This is a genomic window from Acinetobacter sp. UBA991 (assembly GCF_002292065.1).
Classification (GTDB): domain Bacteria; phylum Pseudomonadota; class Gammaproteobacteria; order Pseudomonadales; family Moraxellaceae; genus Acinetobacter; species Acinetobacter higginsii.
On record NZ_DBBF01000040.1, the window covers coordinates 25839 to 50985 of the forward strand.

General features: G+C 40.1%; 22 protein-coding genes and 1 tRNA gene. 12 read left to right on the forward strand and 11 right to left on the reverse strand.

The window, feature by feature from the left end; translation table 11 throughout:
* Positions 1-3 precede the first annotated feature (3 nt).
* The 5 genes from B2727_RS16390 (at position 4) to B2727_RS16410 (ending at position 7150) form a co-directional block, all read left to right on the forward strand.
* Positions 4-1845: an extracellular solute-binding protein gene (locus B2727_RS16390; protein WP_005202380.1), complete on the forward strand. Its 1842-nt coding sequence runs from the start codon at positions 4-6 to the stop codon at positions 1843-1845.
* 295 nt (positions 1846-2140) lie between these two features.
* Positions 2141-3211 (forward strand): microcin C ABC transporter permease YejB, encoded by a 1071-nt coding sequence (gene yejB, locus B2727_RS16395; RefSeq protein WP_005202384.1) that lies wholly within the window; start codon positions 2141-2143, stop codon positions 3209-3211.
* Entirely contained in the window at positions 3211-4221 is a 1011-nt protein-coding gene (locus B2727_RS16400; protein ID WP_005202386.1) for an ABC transporter permease, read from the forward strand. Before yejB ends, B2727_RS16400 begins: the two co-directional genes overlap by 1 nt.
* Positions 4199-5794 carry an ABC transporter ATP-binding protein gene (locus B2727_RS16405; protein ID WP_005202388.1) on the forward strand — a complete coding sequence of 532 codons (1596 nt, stop codon included), beginning with the start codon at positions 4199-4201 and terminating at the stop codon, positions 5792-5794. The genes B2727_RS16400 and B2727_RS16405 overlap by 23 nt, the downstream gene beginning before the upstream one ends.
* 111 nt (positions 5795-5905) lie before the next feature.
* On the forward strand, positions 5906-7150 hold the full coding sequence (locus B2727_RS16410; protein WP_005202390.1) for an NADH:flavin oxidoreductase/NADH oxidase family protein: 1245 nt from the start codon (positions 5906-5908) through the stop codon (positions 7148-7150).
* Between the two features lie 87 nt (positions 7151-7237).
* On the opposite strand, the gene B2727_RS16415 is transcribed toward B2727_RS16410, so the two are convergent.
* The 3 genes from B2727_RS16415 to pyrC all read right to left on the reverse strand — a co-directional run bounded on the left by B2727_RS16415 (position 7238) and on the right by pyrC (position 9017).
* Positions 7238-7313 (reverse strand) — tRNA-Glu (locus tag B2727_RS16415).
* A gap of 19 nt (positions 7314-7332) precedes the next feature.
* Positions 7333-7998, reverse strand: a complete 666-nt coding sequence (gene rnt / locus B2727_RS16420; RefSeq protein WP_026057574.1) for a ribonuclease T — start codon at positions 7996-7998, stop codon at positions 7333-7335.
* Positions 7983-9017 (reverse strand): dihydroorotase, encoded by a 1035-nt coding sequence (gene pyrC, locus B2727_RS16425; RefSeq protein WP_005202392.1) that lies wholly within the window; start codon positions 9015-9017, stop codon positions 7983-7985. Before pyrC ends, rnt begins: the two co-directional genes overlap by 16 nt.
* 163 nt (positions 9018-9180) lie before the next feature.
* Here pyrC and B2727_RS16430 point away from each other — a divergent pair, with 163 nt between their 5' ends.
* Positions 9181-10458 (forward strand): diguanylate cyclase, encoded by a 1278-nt coding sequence (locus B2727_RS16430; RefSeq protein ID WP_005202394.1) that lies wholly within the window; start codon positions 9181-9183, stop codon positions 10456-10458.
* Positions 10459-10508: 50 nt separating this feature from the next.
* Here B2727_RS16430 and B2727_RS16435 read toward each other — a convergent pair whose 3' ends face one another.
* Entirely contained in the window at positions 10509-11714 is a 1206-nt protein-coding gene (locus B2727_RS16435) for a L,D-transpeptidase family protein (protein WP_004808556.1), read from the reverse strand.
* Between the two features lie 197 nt (positions 11715-11911).
* Between B2727_RS16435 and hemE the strand changes: the two genes are divergently transcribed.
* The 5 genes from hemE to B2727_RS16460 all read left to right on the forward strand — a co-directional run bounded on the left by hemE (position 11912) and on the right by B2727_RS16460 (position 17205).
* The gene (gene hemE, locus B2727_RS16440; RefSeq protein ID WP_005202395.1) at positions 11912-12985 is read left to right on the forward strand and encodes a uroporphyrinogen decarboxylase; all 1074 of its coding nucleotides are present in this window, start codon (positions 11912-11914) and stop codon (positions 12983-12985) included.
* A 42-nt stretch (positions 12986-13027) separates the two neighbouring features.
* A complete protein-coding gene (locus tag B2727_RS16445) occupies positions 13028-13822 on the forward strand; it encodes a DUF817 family protein (protein ID WP_005202396.1) in 795 nt (264 codons plus the stop codon).
* Between the two features lie 184 nt (positions 13823-14006).
* Entirely contained in the window at positions 14007-14477 is a 471-nt protein-coding gene (locus tag B2727_RS16450; RefSeq protein ID WP_005202397.1) for a DUF3015 family protein, read from the forward strand.
* Positions 14478-14556: 79 nt separating this feature from the next.
* Complete coding sequence (locus tag B2727_RS16455; protein WP_005202398.1) at positions 14557-16437, forward strand: DUF4105 domain-containing protein; 1881 nt, start codon at positions 14557-14559, stop codon at positions 16435-16437.
* 27 nt (positions 16438-16464) lie between these two features.
* Positions 16465-17205, forward strand: coding sequence for an SMI1/KNR4 family protein (locus B2727_RS16460; RefSeq protein WP_005202399.1), 741 nt, complete (start codon positions 16465-16467; stop codon positions 17203-17205).
* 11 nt (positions 17206-17216) lie between these two features.
* Here B2727_RS16460 and B2727_RS16465 read toward each other — a convergent pair whose 3' ends face one another.
* The 7 genes from B2727_RS16465 to trpD all read right to left on the reverse strand — a co-directional run bounded on the left by B2727_RS16465 (position 17217) and on the right by trpD (position 22040).
* Complete coding sequence (locus B2727_RS16465) at positions 17217-17579, reverse strand: cupin domain-containing protein (RefSeq protein ID WP_005202400.1); 363 nt, start codon at positions 17577-17579, stop codon at positions 17217-17219.
* Positions 17579-18079 carry an endonuclease V gene (locus B2727_RS16470; protein WP_005202402.1) on the reverse strand — a complete coding sequence of 167 codons (501 nt, stop codon included), beginning with the start codon at positions 18077-18079 and terminating at the stop codon, positions 17579-17581. Before B2727_RS16470 ends, B2727_RS16465 begins: the two co-directional genes overlap by 1 nt.
* 12 nt (positions 18080-18091) lie before the next feature.
* Complete coding sequence (gene folE / locus B2727_RS16475; protein WP_005202404.1) at positions 18092-18640, reverse strand: GTP cyclohydrolase I FolE; 549 nt, start codon at positions 18638-18640, stop codon at positions 18092-18094.
* Positions 18641-18731: 91 nt separating this feature from the next.
* Positions 18732-19421 carry a Smr/MutS family protein gene (locus tag B2727_RS16480; RefSeq protein WP_017402419.1) on the reverse strand — a complete coding sequence of 230 codons (690 nt, stop codon included), beginning with the start codon at positions 19419-19421 and terminating at the stop codon, positions 18732-18734.
* Positions 19422-19626: 205 nt separating this feature from the next.
* The gene (locus B2727_RS16485) at positions 19627-20046 is read right to left on the reverse strand and encodes a hypothetical protein (protein WP_005202407.1); all 420 of its coding nucleotides are present in this window, start codon (positions 20044-20046) and stop codon (positions 19627-19629) included.
* Positions 20047-20174: 128 nt separating this feature from the next.
* On the reverse strand, positions 20175-20981 hold the full coding sequence (trpC, locus tag B2727_RS16490; protein ID WP_005202409.1) for an indole-3-glycerol phosphate synthase TrpC: 807 nt from the start codon (positions 20979-20981) through the stop codon (positions 20175-20177).
* Positions 20982-20990: 9 nt separating this feature from the next.
* Positions 20991-22040, reverse strand: coding sequence for an anthranilate phosphoribosyltransferase (gene trpD / locus B2727_RS16495; protein ID WP_032812186.1), 1050 nt, complete (start codon positions 22038-22040; stop codon positions 20991-20993).
* 369 nt (positions 22041-22409) lie between these two features.
* Here trpD and B2727_RS16500 point away from each other — a divergent pair, with 369 nt between their 5' ends.
* Complete coding sequence (locus B2727_RS16500) at positions 22410-25142, forward strand: TonB-dependent receptor plug domain-containing protein (protein ID WP_005202411.1); 2733 nt, start codon at positions 22410-22412, stop codon at positions 25140-25142.
* Positions 25143-25147: the final 5 nt, after the last annotated feature.

A 25147-nucleotide genomic window follows, 5' to 3' on the forward strand; every position in this document is an offset into this window, starting at 1 on the left:
TAAATGATTCATTTACGTTTAATCAAAAGGCTTAGTCTATATGCTGGACTAAGCCTTTTTGCTCAGTCTCCATTTGCGGCAATGCAAACCACGCCGTATTTGGCGATGCATGTACAGCCTAAATATGCACAGTTGAAGGTGATGCCTTATGCTAATCCGAATGCACCGAAGGGTGGTACGCTGAGCCAATCGAGTTTAGGGACATTTGATAATTTAAACAGCATGAATGGCAAGGGCAGTTCAACCGAAGGCGTTAATTATCTGTTTGATAGTTTGATGGATCGTTCGCTGGACGAGCCGCGTGTGATGTATCCGCTGCTTGCAGAAAAGGTCAGTTATGATCCTGATCAGCTGCAATCGGTGACCTTTCACTTGAATCCACAAGCACGATTTAATAATGGTCAGCCTGTAACTGCTGAAGATGTGAAATTTACCTTCGATACTTATCAGACCAAAGCCAATCTGGGCTTTCAAATGTATTTGTCAGATTTGGCTAAAACTGAAATATTATCTAAACATCAAATCAAATTTATTTTTAAGTCTAAGAACAATGTGGAAATGCCACTGATTGTGGCGAGCCTGCCGATCTACTCAAAATTGGATTGGAAAAATAAGAACTTTGGTCGTGTCACCCTTCAACCGATTATCGGTTCAGGCCCTTATGTGGTAGATCGTATTGATGCAGGGCGTAGTATTACCTATAAGCGCAGTCCAAACTATTGGGGCAAAGATTTGCCAGTAAACAAAGGCCGCTATAATTTTGATCGACTGAAATATGTGTATTATCGAAATTTAGATGTGAGTTTTGAAGGGTTTAAATCTCGACAATTTAATTTATACGAAGAAAAAAATATCCGTAATTGGGTCACAGCCTATCAGTTTCCAGCAGTGAAATCAGGTTTAGTCAAAAAGTATAAAACGCAGTTAGGTACTCCTCTAGATATCCAAAGTTTGGTGTTTAATATCCGCCGTGCGCCACTCAATGATATTTATCTACGTCAGGCATTAACCTACGCTTATGATTTTGAGTGGCAAAATAAGGCACTGTTCTTTAATCAAAATCAGCGTTTACAAAGTTACTTTGATAATACTGATTTGGCTGCAACTGGTCGCCCGAGTGCTGCTGAACTAAACCTATTAAAGCCATATTTGGCCCAATTCAATCCAGTGATGCGACAAGGTATTTTGGCTGATTGGCGCTATCCTGTTTCCGATGGCAGTGGTTTCAATCGGCAGAATTTATTGACTGCACAACAGATCTTAAAAGATGCTGGTTATCAAATTCGCAATGGGCAGTTATATGATCGAACAGGTAAAGCCATTCGAATTGAATTATTGATGCAACAAGAAAATCCACAGCGTGAATTAATGCCTTTTGTGCGCAATTTGAAGCGTTTAGGTATTCAGGTTCAACTACGGCAGGTGGATGTACCGCAATATATGGAACGGATTCGTCATCAAGATTTTGATATGATGGTGCTGAAACTGCCACAGACTTTAACTCCAGGAAAAGAACAGGCCCAATTCTGGGGGAGTGCAGCAGCAGATGAGGCGGGTAATTATAATTATTCAGGGATTAAGAATCCTGCGATTGATCAGATGATCGCGAAAATTGTGGCGGCAAAAACACGCGATGAGGTGGTGTTGTATACGCGTGTGCTTGATCGTTTATTGCGTGCAGGATATTACCAAATTTTGACTTATGGAAAGCCTGAGCGTTGGTTTTCCTACTGGGATATCTATCAGCAGCCTTCGGTTAAACCAAAACTTTCTGTAGGATGGGAGTATTGGTGGGTCGATGCAAATAAGGCTAAGAAACAGGAGCAGTCTATACAAAAGCATTAATTAGAATGGTTTGGACTAGCGTTTGATGAAGTCGTTAGATTAATATAACGGAGTCTTACCGAGTTCTCATCTTAATTTCAAGATAAGCTTTCAGCTGGAGTTACTTTTGTTTCGCCCAAAGTAACCAAAGGCATTGTCATCCACAAAACCTGTTTAGTTATTGGGCCTCTTTTATTCTTTCGCAAAACATTATCTTGTTTAAAACACGCAGGTTGTGGATGACGTTTCCGTGTATTTTATCTCATGTTAGATTTCATAAAAACTTAGTAAATAAATTAATAAGGGTTCGACTTCAATGGTTCACTATATTCTAAAAAGAATGTTATTGATGATCCCGACATTATTTTTCATTTTATTGATTAATTTTTGTATTGTGCAAATTGCCCCAGGCGGACCAGTCGAACAAGCGATTCAGCAAATCCAAAATGCGCAAGGCTTAGGGGTAGGCAATAATGCGCCCTCAGGTTTGACCACCTTGGCACAATACGAGGGTGCGCGTGGTTTAAGCCCTGAAATGATTGAAATAATCAAAGCCCAGTATGGTTTTGATCGTCCTGCTACTGAACGCTTTTGGCTGATGTTGAAAGGCTATTTAAGCCTAGATTTTGGGAACAGTTTTTTTAAAGATAAACCTGTGACCCAACTGTTATACGAAAAGCTGCCTGTTACGCTGTCTTTGGGCTTGTGGAGCACCTTTCTGATCTATCTGATCGCAATCCCGCTAGGTATCAAAAAGGCCAAAAATAATGGCTTGCTGTTTGATCAATCTACTTCCTTATTATTAGCCGTAAGTTATGCCATTCCATCCTTTGTATTTGCTATTGTGTTGATTGTTTTCTTTGCGGGTGGCAGTTATTTGCAATGGTTTCCATTACAAGGTCTGGTTTCAGAGAGCTTTGCCCAATTGAGCCTCTGGGCAAAAGTACAAGATTATTTGTGGCATATGTATTTGCCCATCTTGAGTATGGTGCTCGGTAGTTTTGCGGCGTTAACTTATCTGACGAAGTATTCATTTGTTGAAGAACTGCAAAAGCCCTATGTACTGACTGCAAGGTCAAAAGGACTGAATGACAATCAGATTCTTTATGGGCATGTGTTTCGCAATGCAATTTTAGTGGTTGTGGCCGCTTTACCAGAAGCTTTGGTCGGCATTTTCTTTGTCGGTAATTTATTTATCGAAATCATTTTTAATTTAGATGGAATTGGTCTATTAGGTTTTGAAGCGATTACTCAGCGTGATTATCCTCTGATTTTTGGTACTTTATTTTTATTTACCTTATTCGGGATGATATTGCGTTTAATCGGTGATGTACTCTATCAAGTGATTGACCCACGCATTGATTTTGAATCAAGAGGTGGAAAATAATGTCCCCTTTGATGCGTGCACGTTTTGATCGATTTAGGCAAAATAAATTGGGATTTCGCTGTCTGATTTTATTTTTAACGATCTTTGTATTGTCCTTATTTGCTGAATTGATTGCCAATGATAAACCATTGTTGGTTCGCTATCAGCAGTCTTTTTATTTCCCGATTTTGAAAGATTATCCAGAAACGACCTTTGGCGGCACCTTTGAAACTGCTACAGATTATCAAGACCCAGCCGTAAAACAATTGATTCAAAAACATGGCTGGATGATTTCTCCACTGGTTACTTTTGCTTATCAAACACCAAATTTATCATTGGCAGTACCTGTGCCTTCAGCGCCAAGTTCGCAAAATTGGCTTGGAACTGATGACCAAGGCCGTGATGTATTTGCCCGAATTTTGTATGGCCTGCGTGTTTCTCTTTTATTTGGGTTTGCTTTAACCCTATGTTCTGCGGTGATTGGCATCATGGTTGGCGCAATACAGGGCTACTATGGCGGCTGGGTTGATTTAGTTGGGCAGCGGATTTTGGAGGTCTGGGGTGGTCTACCAATGTTGTTCATTGTCATGATCTTGGTCAGTATGTTTAGTCCCAGCATTTATTGGCTATTTTTGATCATGTTGCTATTTGGTTGGACTCAGTTGGTTGGGCTCGTACGTGCAGAGTTCTTGCGTGCGCGAAATTTTGATTATGTCCGTGCAGCGCAAGCGTTGGGCGTAACGGATCATAAAATTATCTTTAAGCACATTTTACCGAATGCAATGAGTTCAAGTTTGTCACAGATTCCGTTTATGTTGACCGCCAATATTATTGCCTTAACTGCATTGGATTTTTTAGGTTATGGTCTACCGCCTGATGCTGCATCATTGGGTGAATTATTATTACAGGGTAAAAATAATCTAGATGCGCCGTGGTTGGTGCTGTCTGGCTTTTTTACATTGGCGATTGTACTTTCGTTATTGATTTATATCGGGGAGGCTGCACGTGATGCATTTGACCCAAGACGATAAACCGCTTGATCAATCCCCGTTATTAACGGTTCAACAACTGAGTATTCGTAGTGAAACAGGACAAAGCTTGCTTGAAAATTTGAGCTTTGATTTATATCCAGAGCAGACGGTTGCGATTGTTGGAGAGAGTGGCTCTGGTAAAACCATTAGTTTGTTGGCTGTGCTGGGTGTGTTGCCTGAACATTTTACAGTACAAGGCAAAGTGGAACTCGATGGAGAAAATGTGCTGGCTTTGAGCAAGAGTCAGTTACAGCAGATACGTGGCAAACGCATAGCTATGATTTTTCAGGAGCCGATGACCGCTTTAAATCCTTTGCACAAAGTAGAGCAGATGCTAGGCGAGAGTCTAATGCGACTCGGTATTGCCAAGACTGAGATTCGAAAACGGTGTGTGGCGTTGTTGCAGGATGTCGAGATCCACGATGCAGCACATATACTGAAGTGCTATCCACATGAGTTGTCTGGTGGGCAGAGGCAACGAGTCATGTTGGCAATGGCTTTGGCTTTAGAGCCTGAGATTTTAATTGCGGATGAACCAACCACGGCTTTAGATGTGGTATTACAAGCACAGATTTTAACGTTGTTAAAACGCGTACAGCAGCAACGAAAGATGGCGATTATTTTGATTAGCCATGACCTTAATTTAGTTAAGCATTATGCAGATCAGGTTGTGGTACTGAATCAAGGACAAGTTGAAGAGCAGGGTGAAGTTCAGAAGATATTTACCTATCCTGAAACGAGCTATACACAGCATTTGCTCAATCATAATTTTGGACAAGCTTTGGCGATACAGCCGACGCAAACCTTGCTTGAATTAAATAACGTCACAGTAAAATATCCGATTCAGCAGGGATTATTTCATTGGATTAAAGCTTATAAAGTTGCAGCAGAATCCATCCAGTTGAGTCTGTCTCAGGGAGAGGCTTTAGGCATCGTTGGAGAGAGTGGTTCAGGTAAATCATCTTTGGCTTTTGCAATTGCAAGGCTGATCAGTAGCGAAGGTTCTATTCATTTTCAGGCACAAGATTTAAACCTGTTGACTCAAAAACAGCTTCGACCACTTCGACGTGATTTTCAGATTGTGTTTCAGGATCCATTTAGTAGCCTGAATCCTCGTATGTCAGTTGAACAGATCATTGCCGAAGGGCTTCATCTTCAACCCATTTCAAAGCAACAGTGCCAAACTGAAGTTGACGCTGTTTTGGCAAAAGTCGAATTATCTTTAACGGACAAAGATAAGTATCCGCATCAGCTTTCTGGTGGGCAGCGGCAACGTGTGGCACTTGCAAGAGCATTGGTGCTAAAACCAAAGCTACTGATTCTGGATGAACCAACCTCCGCCTTGGATCGGACTACGCAGTTGGCCATCATTCAATTGTTACGTCGTTTGCAGCAGCAAGAGCACATCAGCTATATCTTTATCAGTCATGACTTACAAGTCATTAAAGCACTGTGCCAAAAAGTCCTAGTGATGCATCAAGGCAAAGCCTTGGAATATCAAGCCACAGCACTTTTATTTAGCCAGCCTCAGACTGAATATACCCGTCAGCTTATTTCTGCTAGCGAATATTAGCATTGTAATTAAATTGACATATGCTATTGTCAGTTCATCGGAAGAATGCTTGACAGTAACAATAATCAGATTAAATTAGAGCAAATACTCTAATTGTAGCAGAGGATGACCATGAGTCAGATTGCAGACAGTATCCAGATTCGCAACACCACATTTAAAAACCGTATTATCAAAGGGGCAATGAGCGAAGCACTCGCGAATGATGCAGGACAACCCAATGATCTATTGATTGGTTTATACGAAGCGTGGGCAAAAGGTAGTTTGGGCTGTGCCATTACGGGAAACGTAATGGTGAATGTAGGCGCTAAAAATGAACCGGGTGTGGTTGCAATTGAAACCGAGCGTGATCTGGAAAAACTCAAGCAATGGGCTGCTGTGGGGAAAAAACATGGCATGGTGCAATTGATTCAGTTGTCACATCCTGGTCGCCAATGTCCAAAAGGTCTAAATAAGGAAACGGTTGCACCTTCAGCTGTGCCTTTTAGCCCAATGCTTGCAGCAATGTTCGGTACGCCACGCGAGCTTAAACATGAAGAAATTTTAGATATTATCCAGCGTTTTGCGACAGCTGCAGCAGTATGTGAGAAGGCAGGTTTTGAAGGTGTACAGTTGCATGGCGCACACGGTTATCTGATTAGCCAGTTTCTATCACCTTTGACCAATAAGCGCACGGATCAATGGGGTGGTTCGATTGAGAATCGTATGCGTTTCTTGATTGATGCTTATCAGGCGGTACGCGATGCAACTTCTGAAAACTTTATCATTTCGGTCAAACTGAACTCAGCAGATTTCCAACGTGGTGGGATCACAGAAGAAGATGTCATTACCGTTTTCAAAGCGATTGATGCTGCGGGAATCGATATTATTGAAATTTCTGGGGGAACCTATGAAGCCCCTGCAATGGCAGGTGCTAAGGCAGAAAAACGTAAAGCCAGTACCATTGCGCGTGAAGCTTATTTCTTGGAATTTGCAGAAAAAATTCGCCAACATGTTGCCTGTAAATTGATGGTAACAGGTGGTTTCCGTACTGTAGAAGGAATGAATGCTGCACTGGAAAGTGGTGCATGTGATTTTATTGGTATTGCACGTCCATTGGCGGTTGAAGTTGATTTAACAGATCGTTTAATTGCAGGGCATGATGTCCGTTATGCAGTCAATCAAATTAAAACAGGAATTCCATTTGTCGATAAAATGGCAATTATGGAAATCATTTGGTATGCAGCGCAGTTTAAAGCCATTGGACAAGGTAAAAAGCCGAATCCAAAATTATCACCATTGTTGGTATTCTTAAATTATGCGAAAGGGAATATCAAAGCGGTTGTAAAAGGTCGGGTCAATTCACGTAAGTCTGCATAATATATTTTAGGGCTCTTCGGAGCCCTTTTTATTATTCTAAGCAAATAAAAAAGCCACTGTCTTAAGATGCAGTGGCTTTTTCAAATTTGGCGTCCCTACGGGGATTCGAACCCCGGTTACCGCCGTGAAAGGGCGATGTCCTAGGCCTCTAGACGATAGGGACTTCTTGAGGTGGGTGTATATTAGGGTTCTGTCACCAAACTGTCAAGAAGGTGTGGAGACAGTTTGTTCAAAATATAGCAAAACAGTTCAGCAGTCTTCTGAGTATCGTATAAAGCAGAGTGTGCTTCTTTACCATCAAACTCGATTCCCGCCTGAATACAAGCACGTGCCAACACGGTTTGGCCAAACATGACCGCACTGAGTGTCACGGTATCAAATACCGAAAAACTGTGAAATGGATTTTGATTTTTTGTTCCGGTACGTGCAATTGCTGCTTGTAAGAAACCTAAATCAAAGTGTGCATTGTGACCAACCAATACAGCATGAGTACAATGCTGAGCTTTACGAACTTCAGTCAATGATTTGAAAATACGACGCAAGGCAGTGCGCTCATCTTCAGCCATTGCAACACGCATTGGATTGAAAGGATCAATACCAATAAAATCTAATGAACGGCGGTCAAGATTCGCGCCTTCAAAAGGGTTGATATGTGCTTGGAATGAAGGGCCAGGTATAAATTGCCCGTGTTCATCATAGATGATCGGAATACACGCAATTTCGAGTAGGGCATCGGTTTGCGAATTAAAACCTGCTGTTTCCACATCGACAACAACAGGTAAGAATCCACGAAAACGCTGTCCGATGACAGGGGCTTTATTTTCTTCTTGGGTCACACTTTTCTCCAATGCAAGGTTTTGCCTGCATGAAGTGGGATAATTTTTTGGTCATCGAGATAGTCTAAAGATTCTGCGATAGTAATATCTTCTTTGACTAAGGTAATGGTTGAGGTATTACGTGGCAAACCATAGAAGTCAGCACCGAATAAGCTTGCGAAGCCTTCTAAGCGTTCTAGCTTTCCGACTTGATCAAAGGCTTGTGCATACAGCTCAATGGCATTTGGTGCGCTATAACAACCCGCACATCCACAGGCATTTTCTTTGGCATCTTGTGAATGGGGTGCACTGTCAGTACCTAAGAAAAATTTCGGATTACCACTGGTTGCGACTTCCAACAATGTTGTTTGATGGGTTTGACGCTTTAAAATCGGTAAGCAATAGAAATGCGGTTTTACGCCGCCAACCAACATGTCGTTACGGTTAAATAATAGATGTTGCGGAGTAATGGTTGCTGCAACATTACGATCTTGTTCGAGTACAAAATTCGCCGCATCACTTGTTGTAATGTGTTCTAACACGACTTTTAATTTTGGGAACTGTTTGAGTAAAGGCGATAGCACTTCATCTAAAAATCTTTTTTCACGATCAAAAATATCGACGTGATTATGCGTCACTTCCCCATGCAGTAACAATGGAACCTGATGTTCTTCCAGTTGTTCAATCACGGCATACACTTTGCGAATATCACTAACACCATTATCCGAGTTGGTGGTCGCACCCGCAGGATAAAGTTTGATCGCATTGACGAATTCAGACTCTTTAATTTTACGCACTTCGTCAGGAGAAGTGTAATCGGTAAAATAAAGTACCATGCGCGGATCAAAATTTAAGCCTTCAGGCACATGGGCAAGAATACGCTCGCGATAAGCTAAAGCTTCTTCTACCGTTTTAACGGGTGGGACAAGATTGGGCATACAAATTGCGCGGGCAAATTGTTTGGCTAAATCAGGAACAGTACGTTTTAAAGCTAAACCATCACGCAGGTGTGCGTGCCAATCATCAGGTTGCAAAAGTGTAAGAGTATTCAAGGTCTACTTCAAACTTAAAAATAATACAAATAATAATGCATAAAGTGTGAAAATGGTAACTAGAATTACGGATAAGTGGTTAAGCAAAGCGCATGACAAAATGATAATTTATGTTATTTTTTATGCGGCACAAAAATAGTGCAGCATAAAAAGAGTATCTGGGATGGACAACGGCTATGATCTTGATCAATTGCGGAGGTCGAAAGAAGACCTCGAGCAGCTTGTTGCCCAACATTCTAAATCTAAGAATACCCATCAAACTTTACCGCAAAAATTAGAAAATGAATTCTGGAAATTTAATGTAGACAGAACACGTCTCAATGCGATTCAGTTCTTTGGTCAGGGGGTGATTACCTATACTATATTTGTGCTGTTGATCCTGCCATCTAATTTTCTCGTGATTCGTGGCAGTACATATTTTGCCCTCGATTTTATCTACAGTATTCTCAGCTTAATTGTTGTGGGGATTGCACTGTTCTTATTCTGGGCTTTTTCACGCTTTAAAAAACTCAATCCTTTATTTTACCCTGCCGCTTGCCTGATAGTGTTCCTGACCATTGTATTCACCTCATTTTTGATGATGAGTGTTTCAAATCTGGTACTGCAAAATCAGGCCATGGTCCTCATTGCATTTCTGTATATGTTGGGTTTTATCCTGAGTGGCATTCGACCACTACATATGTTATGGATTGGTACCTTTGCCGCAATTTCGATTTTGTTTCTTTTATATTGGTTTGATAACCCTAGTGATTTTCTCATGATTGGGCGCACACTAATAGGAAGCTTACTGCTGGGTTTTTCGATTAGTGTGATGTTGACTTCAAAAGAAAGAAAAATATTTATAAAGTCCAAAATTTCAGAAATTGATGAGCAGATTTTACGGATACAAGCATCTGAGTTATTACATCTGAGTCAGCATGACGAACTGACCGATGTGTCAAATCGACGTACCTTTGAAGAGATGTGTACCTATTACTATGATTTAGCCTGTAAAGAGCGCAAATCGCTTTCGGTCTTATTTATCGATATTGATTATTTTAAAAACTACAATGATTTTTATGGGCATCAAATGGGGGATCAGGTGATCTCAGCTATTGCGAAAACCATTAAAAGCTCGATTCGACATATGGATTTTATTGCTCGTTATGGAGGGGAGGAGTTTGTTGTACTGTTGCCTGAGACCTCTGCACAAGGTGCTTATGCAGTTGCGACCAATATCTATCGTGCCATTGACCGCTTAATGATTCCACATGATAAATCATTGGTATCTAATCATGTAACTATTAGTTTGGGGATTACGGTATTTAACGGCAATCCGAAAATTAGTCAAGAGATGTTGATTCATACAGCAGATAAAGCTTTGTATCGAGCAAAACAACTTGGGCGCAATCAGATTTATTATCAGCCCTTACCGAATATAGAAGAAAGTATTTTGAAATAAAAAACCGAATATCAAGCACTGATATTCGGTTTTTGTAGAAAATGCCTAGATTATTCTAAGAATTTTACAGTAACACCTGAACGTACTTTAGCACCTAAGTCATTGGCATCCCAGTTGGTTAAACGGATACAGCCGTGTGATGCAGTCTTAGAGATTAAAGATGGGTTTGGTGTACCATGAATACCAAATGATTTTTTGCTTAAACCAATCCAAATATTACCGACTGGTGCATTTGGACCAGGTGGTAGAGAAAGTGGTTTAAGGTTTTTACCTTGCACAAAGTTAGATGGTGAATAACTATACCAAGGGTTTTTGGCAACACCGACTACTTTATAGGTACCTGCTGGAGAAGGCGTATCAGTACTGCCAATTGTTGCAGGAAATGATGCAATCATTTGATTACGGCTATTGAACAAATAAAGCTGTCTTGCGCCTTTGTGTGCAACGATCAAATGAATATCTTCAGGTAAGTCATTGCGGACATTGGCCACAATAATTTTTTCACCCGCTTTTTTAAATGTTGCAGTTGGATTCAGTTTCTTTAAGAAATTCTCATCCATATGGAATTTTTCACCTAACATCTCTGTTACGCGGGTGTAATACAAACCTTTCATTTTTGCTTGTAGTGCATAATCAGAAGGGATTGAGTCAGCATATGGACCTTTTAAGTCTGCGTCGGTAATGGTGTACTCAACATAAGCTGGCTTAGTCTGCTTAGCAACCAATGCATCCCAAGTTTCCTTGGTTAACTGACCTGTTGGTGTTAAACCATTCATTTGCTGGAATGATGCAATCGCTTTTAGTGTATTTTTACCGTTTGAACCATCAATCGCACCTGGTGATGCATGTGCATTGTTCAACATGACATGTGCGCGTGCGTAGGCAGGAAGTTGTCCTTTTGGCAAAGCTTCAGGATATTCAGCATTATTCATGCTGTCTAAAGTCCATGAAATTTTAGCAGCTGGAGCAGCGGTTGTTGCCGTGGTGGTATCCGGTGTATTTTCTAATTTTTGCGATACGACTGATGCCGCACCCGTATTGACTTGAGGTTCAGATACCGCTGGAGCTGCAACACTTGACGCAGGATCAGCAACAACACTTGATGCCGAACGGTCAATGGCTAAGGGATCAATCGGATCTTGGACCGAACCTGTAATTTGTTTTGGATTTAATGGTTGCTCAGTTGTTGGCGCAGCAAAAGCAACATTAGCAAGAATACAACTTAAACTCATAGCGAGTAATGAGCGAACAAACATGTAATTCAACCTTAAGAATTATTCATATTGAGATATAAGATATTGCAAGTATTACAGAAAATAATGCAGCTTGCAGTAGCAGTTTTGTGTAAAAGCGAAATTTATTTCAGCTCATAAATTTGAGTACGATTGAAATTATAAATTCCAAGCTAACTTTGTTATGATGCGCGCTATATGAAACAATTTAGAGATGGGTAATGACAACGTTGAAAAATGATCGTTTTTTACGAGCTTTATTACGTGAACCTGTAGACACCACACCTGTATGGATGATGCGTCAAGCAGGACGTTATTTACCAGAATATCGTGAAACTCGTGCGCAGGCAGGGGATTTCTTATCTCTATGTAAAAATACTGACTTTGCTTGTGAAGTGACCTTGCAGCCATTACGCCGTTATGAACTGGATGCTGCAATTTTATTTTCAGATATTTTAACGGTACCTGATGCTCTAGGTTTAGGTCTGTATTTTGAAACAGGTGAAGGGCCGAAGTTTCATAAAACAGTACGTACTGAACAAGATGTGGCAAACTTGCCAAAACTCAATGCCAAATCTGATCTGGCTTATGTCATGAATGCTGTTTCGACCATTCGTTCTGCTTTAAATGGCCAAGTTCCTTTGATTGGTTTCTCTGGCAGTCCGTGGACTTTAGCAACTTATATGGTTGAAGGTGGATCAAGTAAAGAGTTTCGCTTCATTAAAAATATGATGTACGCACAGCCAGAAGTGTTACATGCTTTGCTAGATCATTTAGCTGATTCAGTGATTGATTATTTGAATGCGCAAATTGATGCAGGTGCACAAGCGATTCAGATTTTTGATAGCTGGGGCGGTGCGCTCGCGCATAGAGAATATGTTGAATTTTCATTGAACTACATGACCAAAATTATTGCAGGTCTTCAACGTGAAAAAGATGGTCAACGTATTCCGATTATTGTGTTTACCAAAGGTGGTGGTCAGTGGTTGGAAACGATGCTCACCACAGGGGCTGATGCGTTTGGTTTAGATTGGACCACACCGCTTTATACTGCACGTGATGTGGTTGCAGGACGAGCTGCATTACAAGGTAATTTAGATCCAGCTGTGCTTTATGGTTCAGCCGCTTCAATTGAAAAATCAGTGAAAGCCATGATTGATGATGCTTATGCCAATGGTGAAAAAACAGGCTATATCGCAAACTTAGGTCATGGTATTACCCAATGGGTCGATCCAGCACAACCTAAGATTTTTGTAGATACTGTACATGAATACAGTGCTAAATATTTAGGTTGATATTTTTAAGCATTTCAAGATAAACACGCTAGGATCAGTTTTGTGCCGTTGATTGTATTACCGCTCAACTTTATCTTTAAGGCAGCTTCGGCTGCCTTATTTGGATTGTTGCTTTTGATTGCATTTGCAGTCACCGCACCGATGGGAAGTCATGAATATTGGGGCTTCTTTCGTTATGACTATTTGCTGTTTTATGCCTTGATCATTCAAGTCTGTCTGATCTATTTAAAGCTCGAGTCATGGGCAGAAGCAAAAGTCATTGCTTTATTCCATATCATGGCGATGGGAATGGAAATATTTTTGACCCATCCAGCGATTGCCTCATGGCAGTACCCACAACCAGCGGTATTGAAATTACTTACTGTGCCATTGTTTGCGGGGTTTATGTATTCAGCAGTGGGGAGTTTTTTTGCTCGCTCATTGCGGCTCTATAACGTTTCATTCGAGAATTTGCCGAATTTTGGCAATATGCTGTGTTTGGCAGTGTTGTCTTATCTCAACTTTATGACCAAGTTTTTTATTCCTGATATTCGTGTTGCATTATTTATTTGGAGTATTTTGATTTTCTGGAAAACAAAACTTTATTTTCAATTGCAACAGCATCGTTTTAGGGTGCCGATGTTGCCGATTTTATTGTTGCTTGCCTTCTTGATCTGGATTGCAGAGAACATCAGTACCTTCTATAAAATTTGGTTGTACCCAAGTCAAGTCGATGCATGGCATATGGTGGGGTGGGGTAAATTAGGTTCATGGTATTTATTATTATTGCTGAGCTTAGTGTTGGTATTAAAAATCTTGGGGACGCGAGATAAAAATGGGGCTTGGCGGTTAAATTAGGCCATTCGAAAATCGTTTAAAATGAGCATCTAATTTCCTTTTGTTATGAATATTTCAGATATATTTCAAAATTTATTTGCTAAAGCGCGCTAAGCTCGCTATTTTAACTTTTGTGTAGGAAGAATTACACAACACAATAGTGATAACAAATACTGAAGAATAATTGATACTGGAGATCGTTCCTATGTTAAAAAAAATTGCATTAGCTGCTCTATTGACCGCTGGTTCAACAGTTGCAATGGCTGATAATGATGTCGGTTGTGGTGCTGGTACACAAATTTGGGCAGGTAAAAAAGGTGTTGCACCTAAAATTCTTGCTGCGACAACCAATGGTATTTTTACCAACCAATTATTAGGTATTACTTTTGGTACTTTAGGATGCCGTCAAGGTGGTACTGTCACAGCTCAAGTGGTGACTTTTACCAATGAAAATGCTGAATCTTTAGCGCGTGATATGGCCGTTGGCCAAGGCGAAAGCTTAAATGTACTTGCTGAATTAATGCAAATTAAAGCCAATGACAAAGCACGTTTCTTTGCTGTGTCTAAAGCAAATTTTGCTGAAATTTATTCAAGTAAAAATGCAAACTCGCTTCAAGTGCTAGACGCTTTACAAAGTGTGATGGCAAAAGATGCAGTGCTTAAAGCATACGTTTAATTTGCTACATGTTAAAACCCTGTCTTGATGACAGGGTTTTCTTATACCTACGATCATTATTCTTAAAAATTGCGATTGAATGAAATTAGCTACTTTTGTACTTGCGTCTTTGATGTGTCACTTTGCCCACGCGATGGTTGAATCAGATTTTCAAACTTATTTGGACATCGCGAAACAAAAACAATTAGATCAGCACATCACATGGCAGCGCTTGATGTATGCCGACCAAAAACAAAATAGTGAAGTTACTTATGCGGGTTATTTTTACGCAAAAGATGGTAAAACAAATTTAAAGAATGAATTACAAGCTGACATTAAAGCCTTATTTGTAGAAGCTCCAGATAACCAATCCATCCGTTGTAAATTTCCCGCGCGTAGCCGCTGGTTGATGCAACAGCTCAACCTTAGTGATCAACAGCTGCCAAAAGTAAATTGTACGGAATTTGAGGACTGGATCAATCAAATCAAACCGTATAAAGCGACTTTGATTTATGCAACAGATTTTATGGGTAATCCAAGTTCGATGTTTGGACATACGCTATTGCGTTTAGATCCAAAGGATCAGAAGCAACTCAATCTAGTGTCCTATGCAGTGAACTATGCTGCCACAGTGAAAGGTGATGATAACTGGTCTTATGCATGGAAAGGTTTAACAGGGCAATATCCAGGTGAATATTCTTTAATGCCGTATTATCGTAAAGTAAAAGAATACGGTGATTTTGAAAGTCGTGACCTGTGGGAGTATGAGCTGAATTTAACCCCAGAGGAAACTCGGTTTCTAGTTGAGCATATTTGGGAAATGCAGCATGTGAGTTTCCCTTATTATTTTGTTAGCGATAACTGTGCCTACCGTTTACTTGGCTTAATTGATTTAGTACGTCCAAATTTAAACTTAAAACAGCAGTTTAACTATGCTGCCATTCCAATTGAAACCTTGAAGGCTGTCGATCAACAAAATTTAGTAAAAGAAGTCGTGTATCGACCAGCTTTGGAAACCCAATTACTTGCTCAAGCCAAGCAGCATGGCACAGCTTTAGCCAAAGTCGCTCATCAGGTTGCTTTTACCGAGACAGATCAGACTCAACCCATTTTAAAAGCATATCAGCCACAAGATCAGGCCAAGATTTTAGAAATGGCTTATGACGATTTATATCTACAATATATTAGCCATAAGGTAGATGCGGATTTTGCCCAACCTCAATTACGTCAGTTACTTGCTCAGCGTAGTCAAATCGAGATTGATAAACAACGTCAAGAACCGATACGTCCGAAAAAGCAGCCTGTAGAAGGGCACCATGCCCGTAACTTGTCGGTAAATGTGGGTGAAGTACAAGGACAGAAGTTTATTGAACTTGGGCATCGTCAGGCTTATCACGATTTAATTGATCCACAAGGTGGCTATCGTGCAGGCACACAACTTTTGTTTTTAGATGGCAGTCTGCAATACCGCGACGACAAGCTTAAGTTAGAACATTTAGATCTACTGTCGGTAAATTCCTATAACCCGATTCAACCATTTAAATCACCACTCACTTGGGGTTTTAATTTAGGTTGGAAACAGGAGTCAGTTGAGAAAGGGCAGTTTAGTGAGGATCAGCAACATGGTGTGATGAATCTAAATATGCAAGTTGGCTATAGCGTGGCAGATTATGATCGTCGAAATTTGTGTTATGCCCAATTGCAAAGTCATATTCAAGGTGGCAAAAATTTAGATAAAGGCTGGCGTGTTGGAGTAGGGCCAACGGTAGGATGTATGAATCTGTGGACAGACAATATTAACAGCGTGGTACAGATTGAGTTACCGTATTGGCAAGATCGGAGTCAGTGGAATTTAAGAGTCGGTATGCAACTTCAATATAGTTTGAATACAAATCATGCTTTACGTTTAAACTGGGATTTTGAACAGCAGGATCATAAAGACTGGAATAAAATCGGTGTGGGTTATGTACACTTTTTTTAAAGTTGATTGTTTTATAGGAAAATAAAAATGTGGTCTGAAGTGGCTCAAAAAATAAAAAAACTTAAACAGTTTGACCAATGTTTTGTTGTAGATGGTGCTAGTCTGAACCAATATATTATTAATTCAGTTGATGAAGAAAAGTTGTTTCAATTAGAAGAGCAACTAAATATTCAAATTCCAACTCAGTTTAGGAGTTTCTTATTGCAGTTGGGTATGGGGTGTTGTGGACCTGATACAGGTATCACGACTTTAGATGATTTTGAGTTGTATTCTATGGATTTAACACCAGAATATGGTGAATGGCTTGATGCTAATGTGAGGAGCTTTATGCGCATTGGCTGGGGAAGCTATATTAGTGAATATTGTATTATTACGAATGGAATGCATAAAGGAATGATATATGAGTTTGAAGAAAATTCATTTTTTATAAAAAGAGCTGATAGCTTTATGGCATGGTATGCTGAATGGCTAAGAATACAATTACGTTGTTTTGAGGTAATTATCGATGAAATAAGAGAAAATGATGATATTACTGAGATTATGATGAATTTATATACGAATTATAAAATACAGCCAGCTTTGACATTAACTAGGTTAAAGAGTTTGCTAGGATGGAAAGACTTTGAAAGGCATATTACACTCAGCTTGATACCCTCTTTTTATTCAGAGCAACAAGTGCGTAAAATTTATTTGCCTGAAAAAGTGGCCTGTGAATTTAAAACAAGAATTGCTCAATATTTTAATAGTGAACCACATTCAGTTTTTTAGAAAAGATAAGTTCAAATCTCAACAATCACATAGTATTTTTTAACTGCTTCAATCACTTCAAATGTACCGACAAATGCGGGTGGAATAATCCCTGCATTTCCAGCAGTCACTTCAATAAAAGAATTGGTTTTTGCATCGTGAATACGCACAATTCCTTCAATGATCTGAAAAAACTCTTGTTTGTTTTCAGAAAATTGAATATTCCAAGCACCGACTTCACATTGCCAGATGCCACAGTCCATATGTGGATGTTCATATAAACTATAGGTTAAACGTTCGGGATTACCTTGAACCAAACGATCGGGACGAGGATAATCAATACTTGCTTCATTTGCGATTAAATCGCCGAAACCTGCTAACTGAACAGATGGCATTAGAAAAACGCTCTACTTTCTTGATCGACTAATTTGAGCAAGTTGGGAATACGATGTTGTCCTGACATCCTCATAATATATTGTTTCGCTTGTTCTAAATCGATGCCAATGCTTGTGATATATAACGGTTTAAGACTTTTACCACGTATAATTTCACATGCTTTAGGCGTATCTTTGAAATAATTCTTCGCCACACCAATCACTGGGATTTTGGGGATCAAGTTTTGCCAGAGATGACTGCCTAAACCAGCATTACCTTCATGACCCAAGGTGACATATCCATCAATTATAATGTAATCAATTGGATCATGAATGTCATGTAGTAACGCAAGAATACAAGGTAATTCTCGTTTATAAAAATTACCTGATTCATATTCAGCAATTGGATGAATGTGTTTTGTATAAATCTGTTTTGGAGTTGTACTTTCCCATACGGGAAAAATTACACCTGCAATGAAAGCTGAATTTTCTTTATAATGAACATCAATGGCTAGAATCATTATTCAGAAAGCTTAATAGTTTTCAGGAACAGCACTTAAGAATTCACGACGTACATCTTTGTCGGTTTTAAAATCACCAACAAAAGAAACCGTACGTGTGGTTGATTCTTGTTTACCTACACCACGCATCATCATACACATATGCGCAGAGTCAATTACAACTGCAACACCACGTGCTTGAGTCACTTCTGCAACTGCTTCTGCAATTTGCTGCGTCAAGTTTTCTTGAACTTGTAGACGACGTGCAAACATTTCTGTAATACGCGCAAATTTTGATAAACCTAAAACTTGACCTTCAGGTAAATATGCAATGTGCACACGACCATAGAATGGCAGTAGATGATGTTCACAAAGTGAATAAAATTCAATATTTTTGACCAATACCATTTCATGGTTATCGGAAGGGAAGAGCGCGCTATTTGTAACTTCTTCAAGCGTTTTGCTATAGCCAGAAGTTAAAAAAGAGAAAGCTTTAGCCGCACGCATTGGCGTATCTTTTAAGCCCGGGCGATTTAGGTCTTCACCAACGGCAGTTAAGATATTTGCGTACGATTGCTGCATAGACATAACAATGTTCACTTAGGTGGGTTGAACAAAAACGGCAATTGTATCAGAAAACGATTGGAAATCTTAATTTTGATAAAAATGCCGATTACTGTTTGTACTTAGGGTTCTTTTCGGCACGTTTGAGCAGGACTAAAACCGCTCCTGTACCGCCTTGATTTTCTGGCGCACTAACGAAAGCAAGCACATCACGATGCTGTCTGAGCCAACCATTGACATAGGTTTTTAAAATTGCTTCGGGCCCTTTACCGTGCACAATTTTAACGACATTTTGATTTTCATCTTTTGCCATTTGAAGTACTTGTAAGACCGCAGCACGTGCTTGCTCAACGGTACAGCCATGTAGGTCAACCGCCTCGAACCAGCGAATTTTGCCTGCTTTTAAGTCTTCAAATACTTTGTGCTGTAAAGTCGCAATGCGATAGCTTAAAGTTGCTTGGCTGGCAACAGGATTTAAGATTGCTTGGGTATCGGAAATTTCTGTAAGCTCTTGCTCTGCGCCACCTTCTGCCGCAGCACGTTTTGCCAAGGTTTGAGCATCGACTTTTTTACTGCGTGCAACGCGAGTATCGGCAATATTTTGATTGTCGATTGGTTTTACCCCAAGCAGGGCTTTTTTAAAAAGCTCAGTATCTTCCAACTCTTCTGCAACGGCTGGAGCTTTTTGTGACTCTGCTTGTTTTGCAATAGCACTCGCTTGAGGATTAGAGATTTGCTTTTTAAAGGCTTTCAGTAAGTTAAACTGGTCTTTAGAAAGCGATGAATCGTGTTTACTCATAAGTTTAGAAAAATAGGCAAGATACGAGAGATATAAAATTATAGTCCGAAACCGTGATGATTTGAACTGAATTGCATTCATAGGGAAAAGGAATGCAATTTAAATCATTAGACAGAATTGAATGTGTAGGTGAGAAATTAATTTAGTTTTTACTTCTACTGTGATCTTTGTATTAAAAAACTAAATGTTTAATGGCGTTTATTACTTAAGGAAGAGTAATGATTTTGATAATGCGTGATTGGTTTAAACCCCTATTCTTAAAGCGATCATAAAGTTCAAAGCATATATGCTCATTTACTTGAACACGCGGCAGAGTATGATCAAAGTCAAAATAACGAATATAGCCAGATTGGTCCATGACAATCGTCAGGCGCTCGATTTGACTTCGTTTCTTGGGGAACATTTTATATTGTTTTACGATGCCACACTCTTCAGTTTTAATGTAGGTCTTTGCGGGGGACAAATACATGGCAATGCCAATAAGAATAAGCCCAGGAATTAAAGTAAAGAAATAGGCGACTCTTGGATCTTTAAAACTCTGAATTTTTTCGTAGAAAAATAGATGACTATAAATAGGAAAGCTAACTAAAAAGATCAGCCCCAAGATTAATAAAAAATTACTCATATTGTTTCATCGATTTTTATCTTTTAGTATTTTGAACTCTAATTTTTATTCTTTATTTAGAGTCTATATTTAGTTCTAGCAACTTTTTTAAAGGTTCAAGGTAGAATTTTACCTTGAACCTGATTTGCTTAGATCTGCTCAGGTTGCCCAAACAATGCATGAAATGCTTGATCAGGGCGAGGCTGTTTCATAAAGCTTTCACCCACAAGGAAAGTATGAATGTCATTGGCTTGCATCATCTCTACATCAGTAGGCATGGCAATACCACTTTCAGTAACTAAGATACGGGAAGCAGGCAATAATTTCTTTAAACGCAATGAGGTATTTAAATCCACATCAAAGGTTTTAAGATTACGGTTGTTCACACCCAAAATACATTGCTCAGAAAGTTTTAGCGCACGTTCCAATTCATATTCATCATGCACCTCAACCAATACATCCAACTGTTGTTCAAATGCTGTTTTCGACATTTCTTCCAGTTGTTGATCTGATAAACATGCCACGATCAATAAAATACAATCAGCATGTAGCGCACGTGCTTCAACCACATTATAAGGATCAATCAAGAAATCTTTACGCAAAGCAGGTAGGGCACAATGCTGACGTGCAATCGCAATATTTTCGTCTGCACCTTGGAAGAAATCCACATCGGTCAATACCGATAAACAGGCTGCACCTGCTTGTTCATATTGTTGTGCAATTTCCGCAGGATTAAAGTCTGCACGGATCACACCTTTAGAAGGTGATGCTTTTTTAATTTCTGCAATTACAGCAGGGCGTTTATGCTGTAAAGCATTGGCAAAACCTCGCACAGGCGTTGCTTCATTTGCCCACTGCTCAACATCATGCAAGCTACGTTGTTTTAAACGTGCTGCAAGCTCCTCATGTTTGCGGTCAACAATTTTACCTAAAATGGTATTTTGAATATCGATCATGAGAAGTCCTTAGTCTGCCTGATATTGTTTCAATGTTTTGGTAAATTCAGCCAAGATACTCATTTTTTCTAAGGCTTGTCCGCCGTAAAGAATATCTTGAGCCAGCTCAACGGCTTGTTTATAGGTTTTGGTAATACCTGCGACGTAAATGCCTGCACCTGCATTGAGTGCAATCATATTTGCTGCTTTTTCGCCTACGTCTGATTTGTCACGACTCAAAGCATCTTTGATTAGCTTTAAGCTTTCTTCTGAACTATTGACGACTAAACCGGTGAGTGTTTGAGAGGCGATACCAACGTCTTCGGGGTTCAACGTCCATTCTGTAACTTCGCCATCTTTAAGCTCAGCCACAGCGGTTGGCGCAGCTAGACTGATCTCGTCTAAACCATCTTTAGAATGCACCACCAGTACATGCTCGGCACCAAGCTGTTTTAATACTTCAGCAATGGGACGGCAAAGTTCATCTGAGAATACGCCAATTACAAAACGATTTACGCCAGCAGGGTTGGTGAGTGGACCAAGTAAATTAAAGATACTACGAATGCCCAATTCACGACGTGGCGCTACCGCATATTTCATGGCTTTATGGTGATTTGGCGCAAACAGGAAACCTACGCCCATTTCACGGATACAACGTTCTGTTTGCTGCATGTCTAAATCAAGTTGAATGCCAATCTGTTCCAGCACGTCAGAAGAACCTGATTTACTTGATACACCGCGGTTACCATGTTTCGCAATAGTTGCTCCCGCAGCAGCGATCACAAAACTTGAAGCGGTTGAAACATTAAATAAGTTTTGACCATCACCACCTGTACCCACGATATCTACCAGATGAGGAATATCACTGACATCAATTTTAATCGCGAATTCACGCATAATACGTGCAGCGGCTGTAATTTCATCAATACTTTCACCCTTCATGCGCAAGCCCATCATTAGCGCACCGATTTGAGCATCAGTGGCTTCACCTTGCATGATACTGCGCATGACATCTTCCATTTGTGGCTGGGTCAGATGGATGTTCTTGGTAATGTTATTGAGTGCCTGTTGGATATTCATAGTCATGAGTTACAGCATTTAATGATTAAAAAATTTGGATGAAAGTGGTTGATGATGAAGGATAGCTCAGCTTTATGTGGTGTGTGTCCCACCCGCTAAAGGGCTATGTTAGCAGAAAATAACTCAAGATTTGGGTTGTGGCTAGAGAGTTTTTAAAATTTAACCCGTTTAGGCGCATTGGTAAATTTGTGACTGGGAGTGATTGAATGAAAAAGGTTTTATTTTATGGGGGAGTTATTTTAGTTTTTATGATAAATAATCAACCATTTGGTATATCTTATTCACACATATCCCTATAAAAAATGTGTATAAATCAACTAAATAAAAGTAGATATATTAGGGCGGTCTTCATTTTACTCATTCATAAATATGTATCTAAATTACTTGAAATATCTTGGGGCTGTTAAAAACAAAGGTTGTTTTGTTTTTGTCTTTATTGCATGTCTTCATCCATTAGAGAGCCATGCGGAGACAAATGTAGAACAGCCACAAACAACGACAACATCGGATAAAGTGGTGCATGTTGCGGTGACAGGTTCACGTATATCCAAAGCCCAGAAAGATGGCCCAACCAGTGTGACCGTGATTACCGCAGCCGATATCGAGAAACACGGTTTTAGTAATGCCTTTGATGCCTTGAATAACCTGACGCAAAACACAGGTTTTGTACAAGGCGCGGATTATGGCAATACTTTTACTCCCGCAGCCAATGCGATTAGTTTGCGCGGTTTAGGGCCGAACCATACCTTAACCTTAATTAATGGACACCGAGTTGCAGATTATCCAGTGCCTTATGACGGCGCTGTGAATTTTGTCAATTTAGCCAATATTCCGACTGCGATTATTGACCGCATTGAAATCTTAAATGGTGGAGCTTCCGCGATTTATGGTTCAGATGCGATTGCGGGTGTAGTCAATATCATCCTGAAAAAGAAAACTGATGGGACACAATTCAATATCAAGGCAGGTGGCACTAAAGAAGGTGGTGAAAATTTACGTCTACAATTGAGTGGCAGTAAAACATTGGACAAGCTCAATCTGGTTTATGGTGTTGAACTGAGTGGGCGCGAACCAATTTGGGCGGCTGACCGAGATTTCATGTCGAGCCGAACGCTTCGAGGGGAAAAGCCAGACACGATCGTTGGACGTAAAAATGCCAAGACAGGCCAATATCTTTCAATTAATGGCTGTGAGGCATTTGATGATCTATTTAAAGGCTCAGTAAAAAATATTGGAAAAGCGGGGACCGATAATTGTGCCAGTGGTTTAGCCAGACCGACCTATTGGACGGTTCAAACCAAGAATCGCAGCCAAAATGGTTATCTCGGTTTAGATTATGAGCTGAATGAGAAAACTCAATTATTCGCGGATGTTTTGATTGGTGCCAATCAAATTGAAAACAATACTCGTGGCCCGACATGGACTTCTTTAGGCGCAAGTAGTGGCTATTTCCTCAATCAAGACACAGGAAATTATGAAATCTGGACACGACGTTTTGCACCAGAAGAACTCGGTGGTGTCGAGCAAGCCAATAAAAAATGGAAAGAACTCTCCTCCAATTTGAACTTTGGTATCCGTGGCGATATTGGAGACAGTAGCTGGCGTTATGAAGCAGCCTATAATGGCTCGATTTATACCAGTCAATTACGTAAACAAGGGCTGGTACGTTCGAATGTTGATGAATATTTCTTAGGTCGGCAATTGGGGACAGATCAAGATGGTATTCCAATTTATTCCCCGCATTTAGATCGTATCAGTCGGCCACTGACCGCTAGTGAGTTTAGAAGCATTTCAGGCACAACTGAGGAAAACGACAAGTCTTGGGCACAGAGTTTAACCCTGAGTGCAAATGGTGATGTGTTTGAATTGCCTGCAGGAACGGCCAAGCTTGCTGCTGTGGCAGAAATTGGACGCCAAGGTTTTAAAATCAAACCCGATAAGGCGGTGGAAAATGGGGACTTCTATAATGCCACTTCCAGTGGTGAATATGGTGGGGCACGTACCCGTCAGGCATTAGGTACGGAATTATTCTTACCTTTAGCTAAACCGCTCAACCTCACCTTGTCTGGACGCTATGACCGTTATGCTTTGTCAGATAGTAGTATTGATAAATTCACATTTGGTTCAGGCTTAGAATTTAGACCACATCCAACCTTATTGGTGCGAGGCAACTACGCAACCAGTTTTCGTGCACCAGATATGAACTATCTGTTTTTGAATAAACAAAGAGGGTATTTCCCAAGTACCACCGATTATTTACGTTGTAGCCAAACGGGACAAGCATTAGATAAATGTAGCTTTAAAGATTATTCGCCTGGTGCGAACTACACACTAACGGGCAACAAAGATTTAAAGCCAGAAGAAGGCAAATCTTATGGTGCAGGTTTTGTTTGGTCTCCAAGCAATAAGTTTGATATTTCCGTCGATTATTGGGATATCAAAATTGATAATCTGGTAACCAATTTAAGTGAAGATAAGATTTTACGTTTAGAAGCTGATTGTCGTTTGGGTGCACAAGATATCAATTCGGCACAATGTGTTGATGCGTTGGCACGAGTAGAGCGCAATCCTACAAATGCAGTGGTTGATCCAAATGTGATCAACAATATCAATATTGTTCCGATCAATGCTGCCTCAGATCATACTCGTGGGATTGATTTCACCAGCAAATGGCGTTGGAAAACAGAAAATTTAGGTAACTTCCTGTGGACGGTGAATTATAGCCGTGTGCTTGAACGTGAATATCAACAATCAAAAGATGGCGAGAAAGATAACTATTTAAAAGACTTAACCATTCCAGATTGGCGAGACCGCTTTAATACCAGTCTCCGTTGGAGTCTCGGTGATTGGGCATCAACCGTATTAGTCAATCGCTACGGCAAGATTCCAAACGGTAATCAAACAGCTTACTTAAGCCCGACTTATTTGGTCAATTGGAGTGGAACTTATCAAATTTCACCCAAGGCCTCTGCATCAATCATTGTGAATAACCTATTTGACAAAGTGAAACACGATGACACAGGCGGATGGCCATATTATCCAGTAGGATCATATTCACCAATCGGCCGTCAGGGTTGGTTGGAGTTTAATTATAAATTCTAACAATG

Bases quoted from the DNA above. Each gene is read 5' to 3' on its own strand.
- B2727_RS16390 (WP_005202380.1), top strand. From the start codon at position 4: ATGATTCATTTACGTTTAATCAAAAGGCTTAGTCTATATGCTGGACTA.
- yejB (WP_005202384.1), top strand. From the start codon at position 2,141: ATGGTTCACTATATTCTAAAAAGAATGTTATTGATGATCCCGACATTA.
- B2727_RS16400 (WP_005202386.1), top strand. From the start codon at position 3,211: ATGTCCCCTTTGATGCGTGCACGTTTTGATCGATTTAGGCAAAATAAA.
- B2727_RS16405 (WP_005202388.1), top strand. From the start codon at position 4,199: ATGCATTTGACCCAAGACGATAAACCGCTTGATCAATCCCCGTTATTA.
- B2727_RS16410 (WP_005202390.1), top strand. From the start codon at position 5,906: ATGAGTCAGATTGCAGACAGTATCCAGATTCGCAACACCACATTTAAA.
- B2727_RS16430 (WP_005202394.1), top strand. From the start codon at position 9,181: ATGGACAACGGCTATGATCTTGATCAATTGCGGAGGTCGAAAGAAGAC.
- B2727_RS16435 (WP_004808556.1), bottom strand. From the start codon at position 11,714: ATGTTTGTTCGCTCATTACTCGCTATGAGTTTAAGTTGTATTCTTGCT.
- hemE (WP_005202395.1), top strand. From the start codon at position 11,912: ATGACAACGTTGAAAAATGATCGTTTTTTACGAGCTTTATTACGTGAA.
- B2727_RS16450 (WP_005202397.1), top strand. From the start codon at position 14,007: ATGTTAAAAAAAATTGCATTAGCTGCTCTATTGACCGCTGGTTCAACA.
- B2727_RS16455 (WP_005202398.1), top strand. From the start codon at position 14,557: ATGAAATTAGCTACTTTTGTACTTGCGTCTTTGATGTGTCACTTTGCC.
- B2727_RS16460 (WP_005202399.1), top strand. From the start codon at position 16,465: ATGTGGTCTGAAGTGGCTCAAAAAATAAAAAAACTTAAACAGTTTGAC.
- B2727_RS16465 (WP_005202400.1), bottom strand. From the start codon at position 17,579: ATGCCATCTGTTCAGTTAGCAGGTTTCGGCGATTTAATCGCAAATGAA.
- B2727_RS16470 (WP_005202402.1), bottom strand. From the start codon at position 18,079: ATGATTCTAGCCATTGATGTTCATTATAAAGAAAATTCAGCTTTCATT.
- folE (WP_005202404.1), bottom strand. From the start codon at position 18,640: ATGCAGCAATCGTACGCAAATATCTTAACTGCCGTTGGTGAAGACCTA.
- B2727_RS16480 (WP_017402419.1), bottom strand. From the start codon at position 19,421: ATGAGTAAACACGATTCATCGCTTTCTAAAGACCAGTTTAACTTACTG.
- B2727_RS16485 (WP_005202407.1), bottom strand. From the start codon at position 20,046: ATGAGTAATTTTTTATTAATCTTGGGGCTGATCTTTTTAGTTAGCTTT.
- trpC (WP_005202409.1), bottom strand. From the start codon at position 20,981: ATGATCGATATTCAAAATACCATTTTAGGTAAAATTGTTGACCGCAAA.
- trpD (WP_032812186.1), bottom strand. From the start codon at position 22,040: ATGAATATCCAACAGGCACTCAATAACATTACCAAGAACATCCATCTG.
- B2727_RS16500 (WP_005202411.1), top strand. From the start codon at position 22,410: ATGTATCTAAATTACTTGAAATATCTTGGGGCTGTTAAAAACAAAGGT.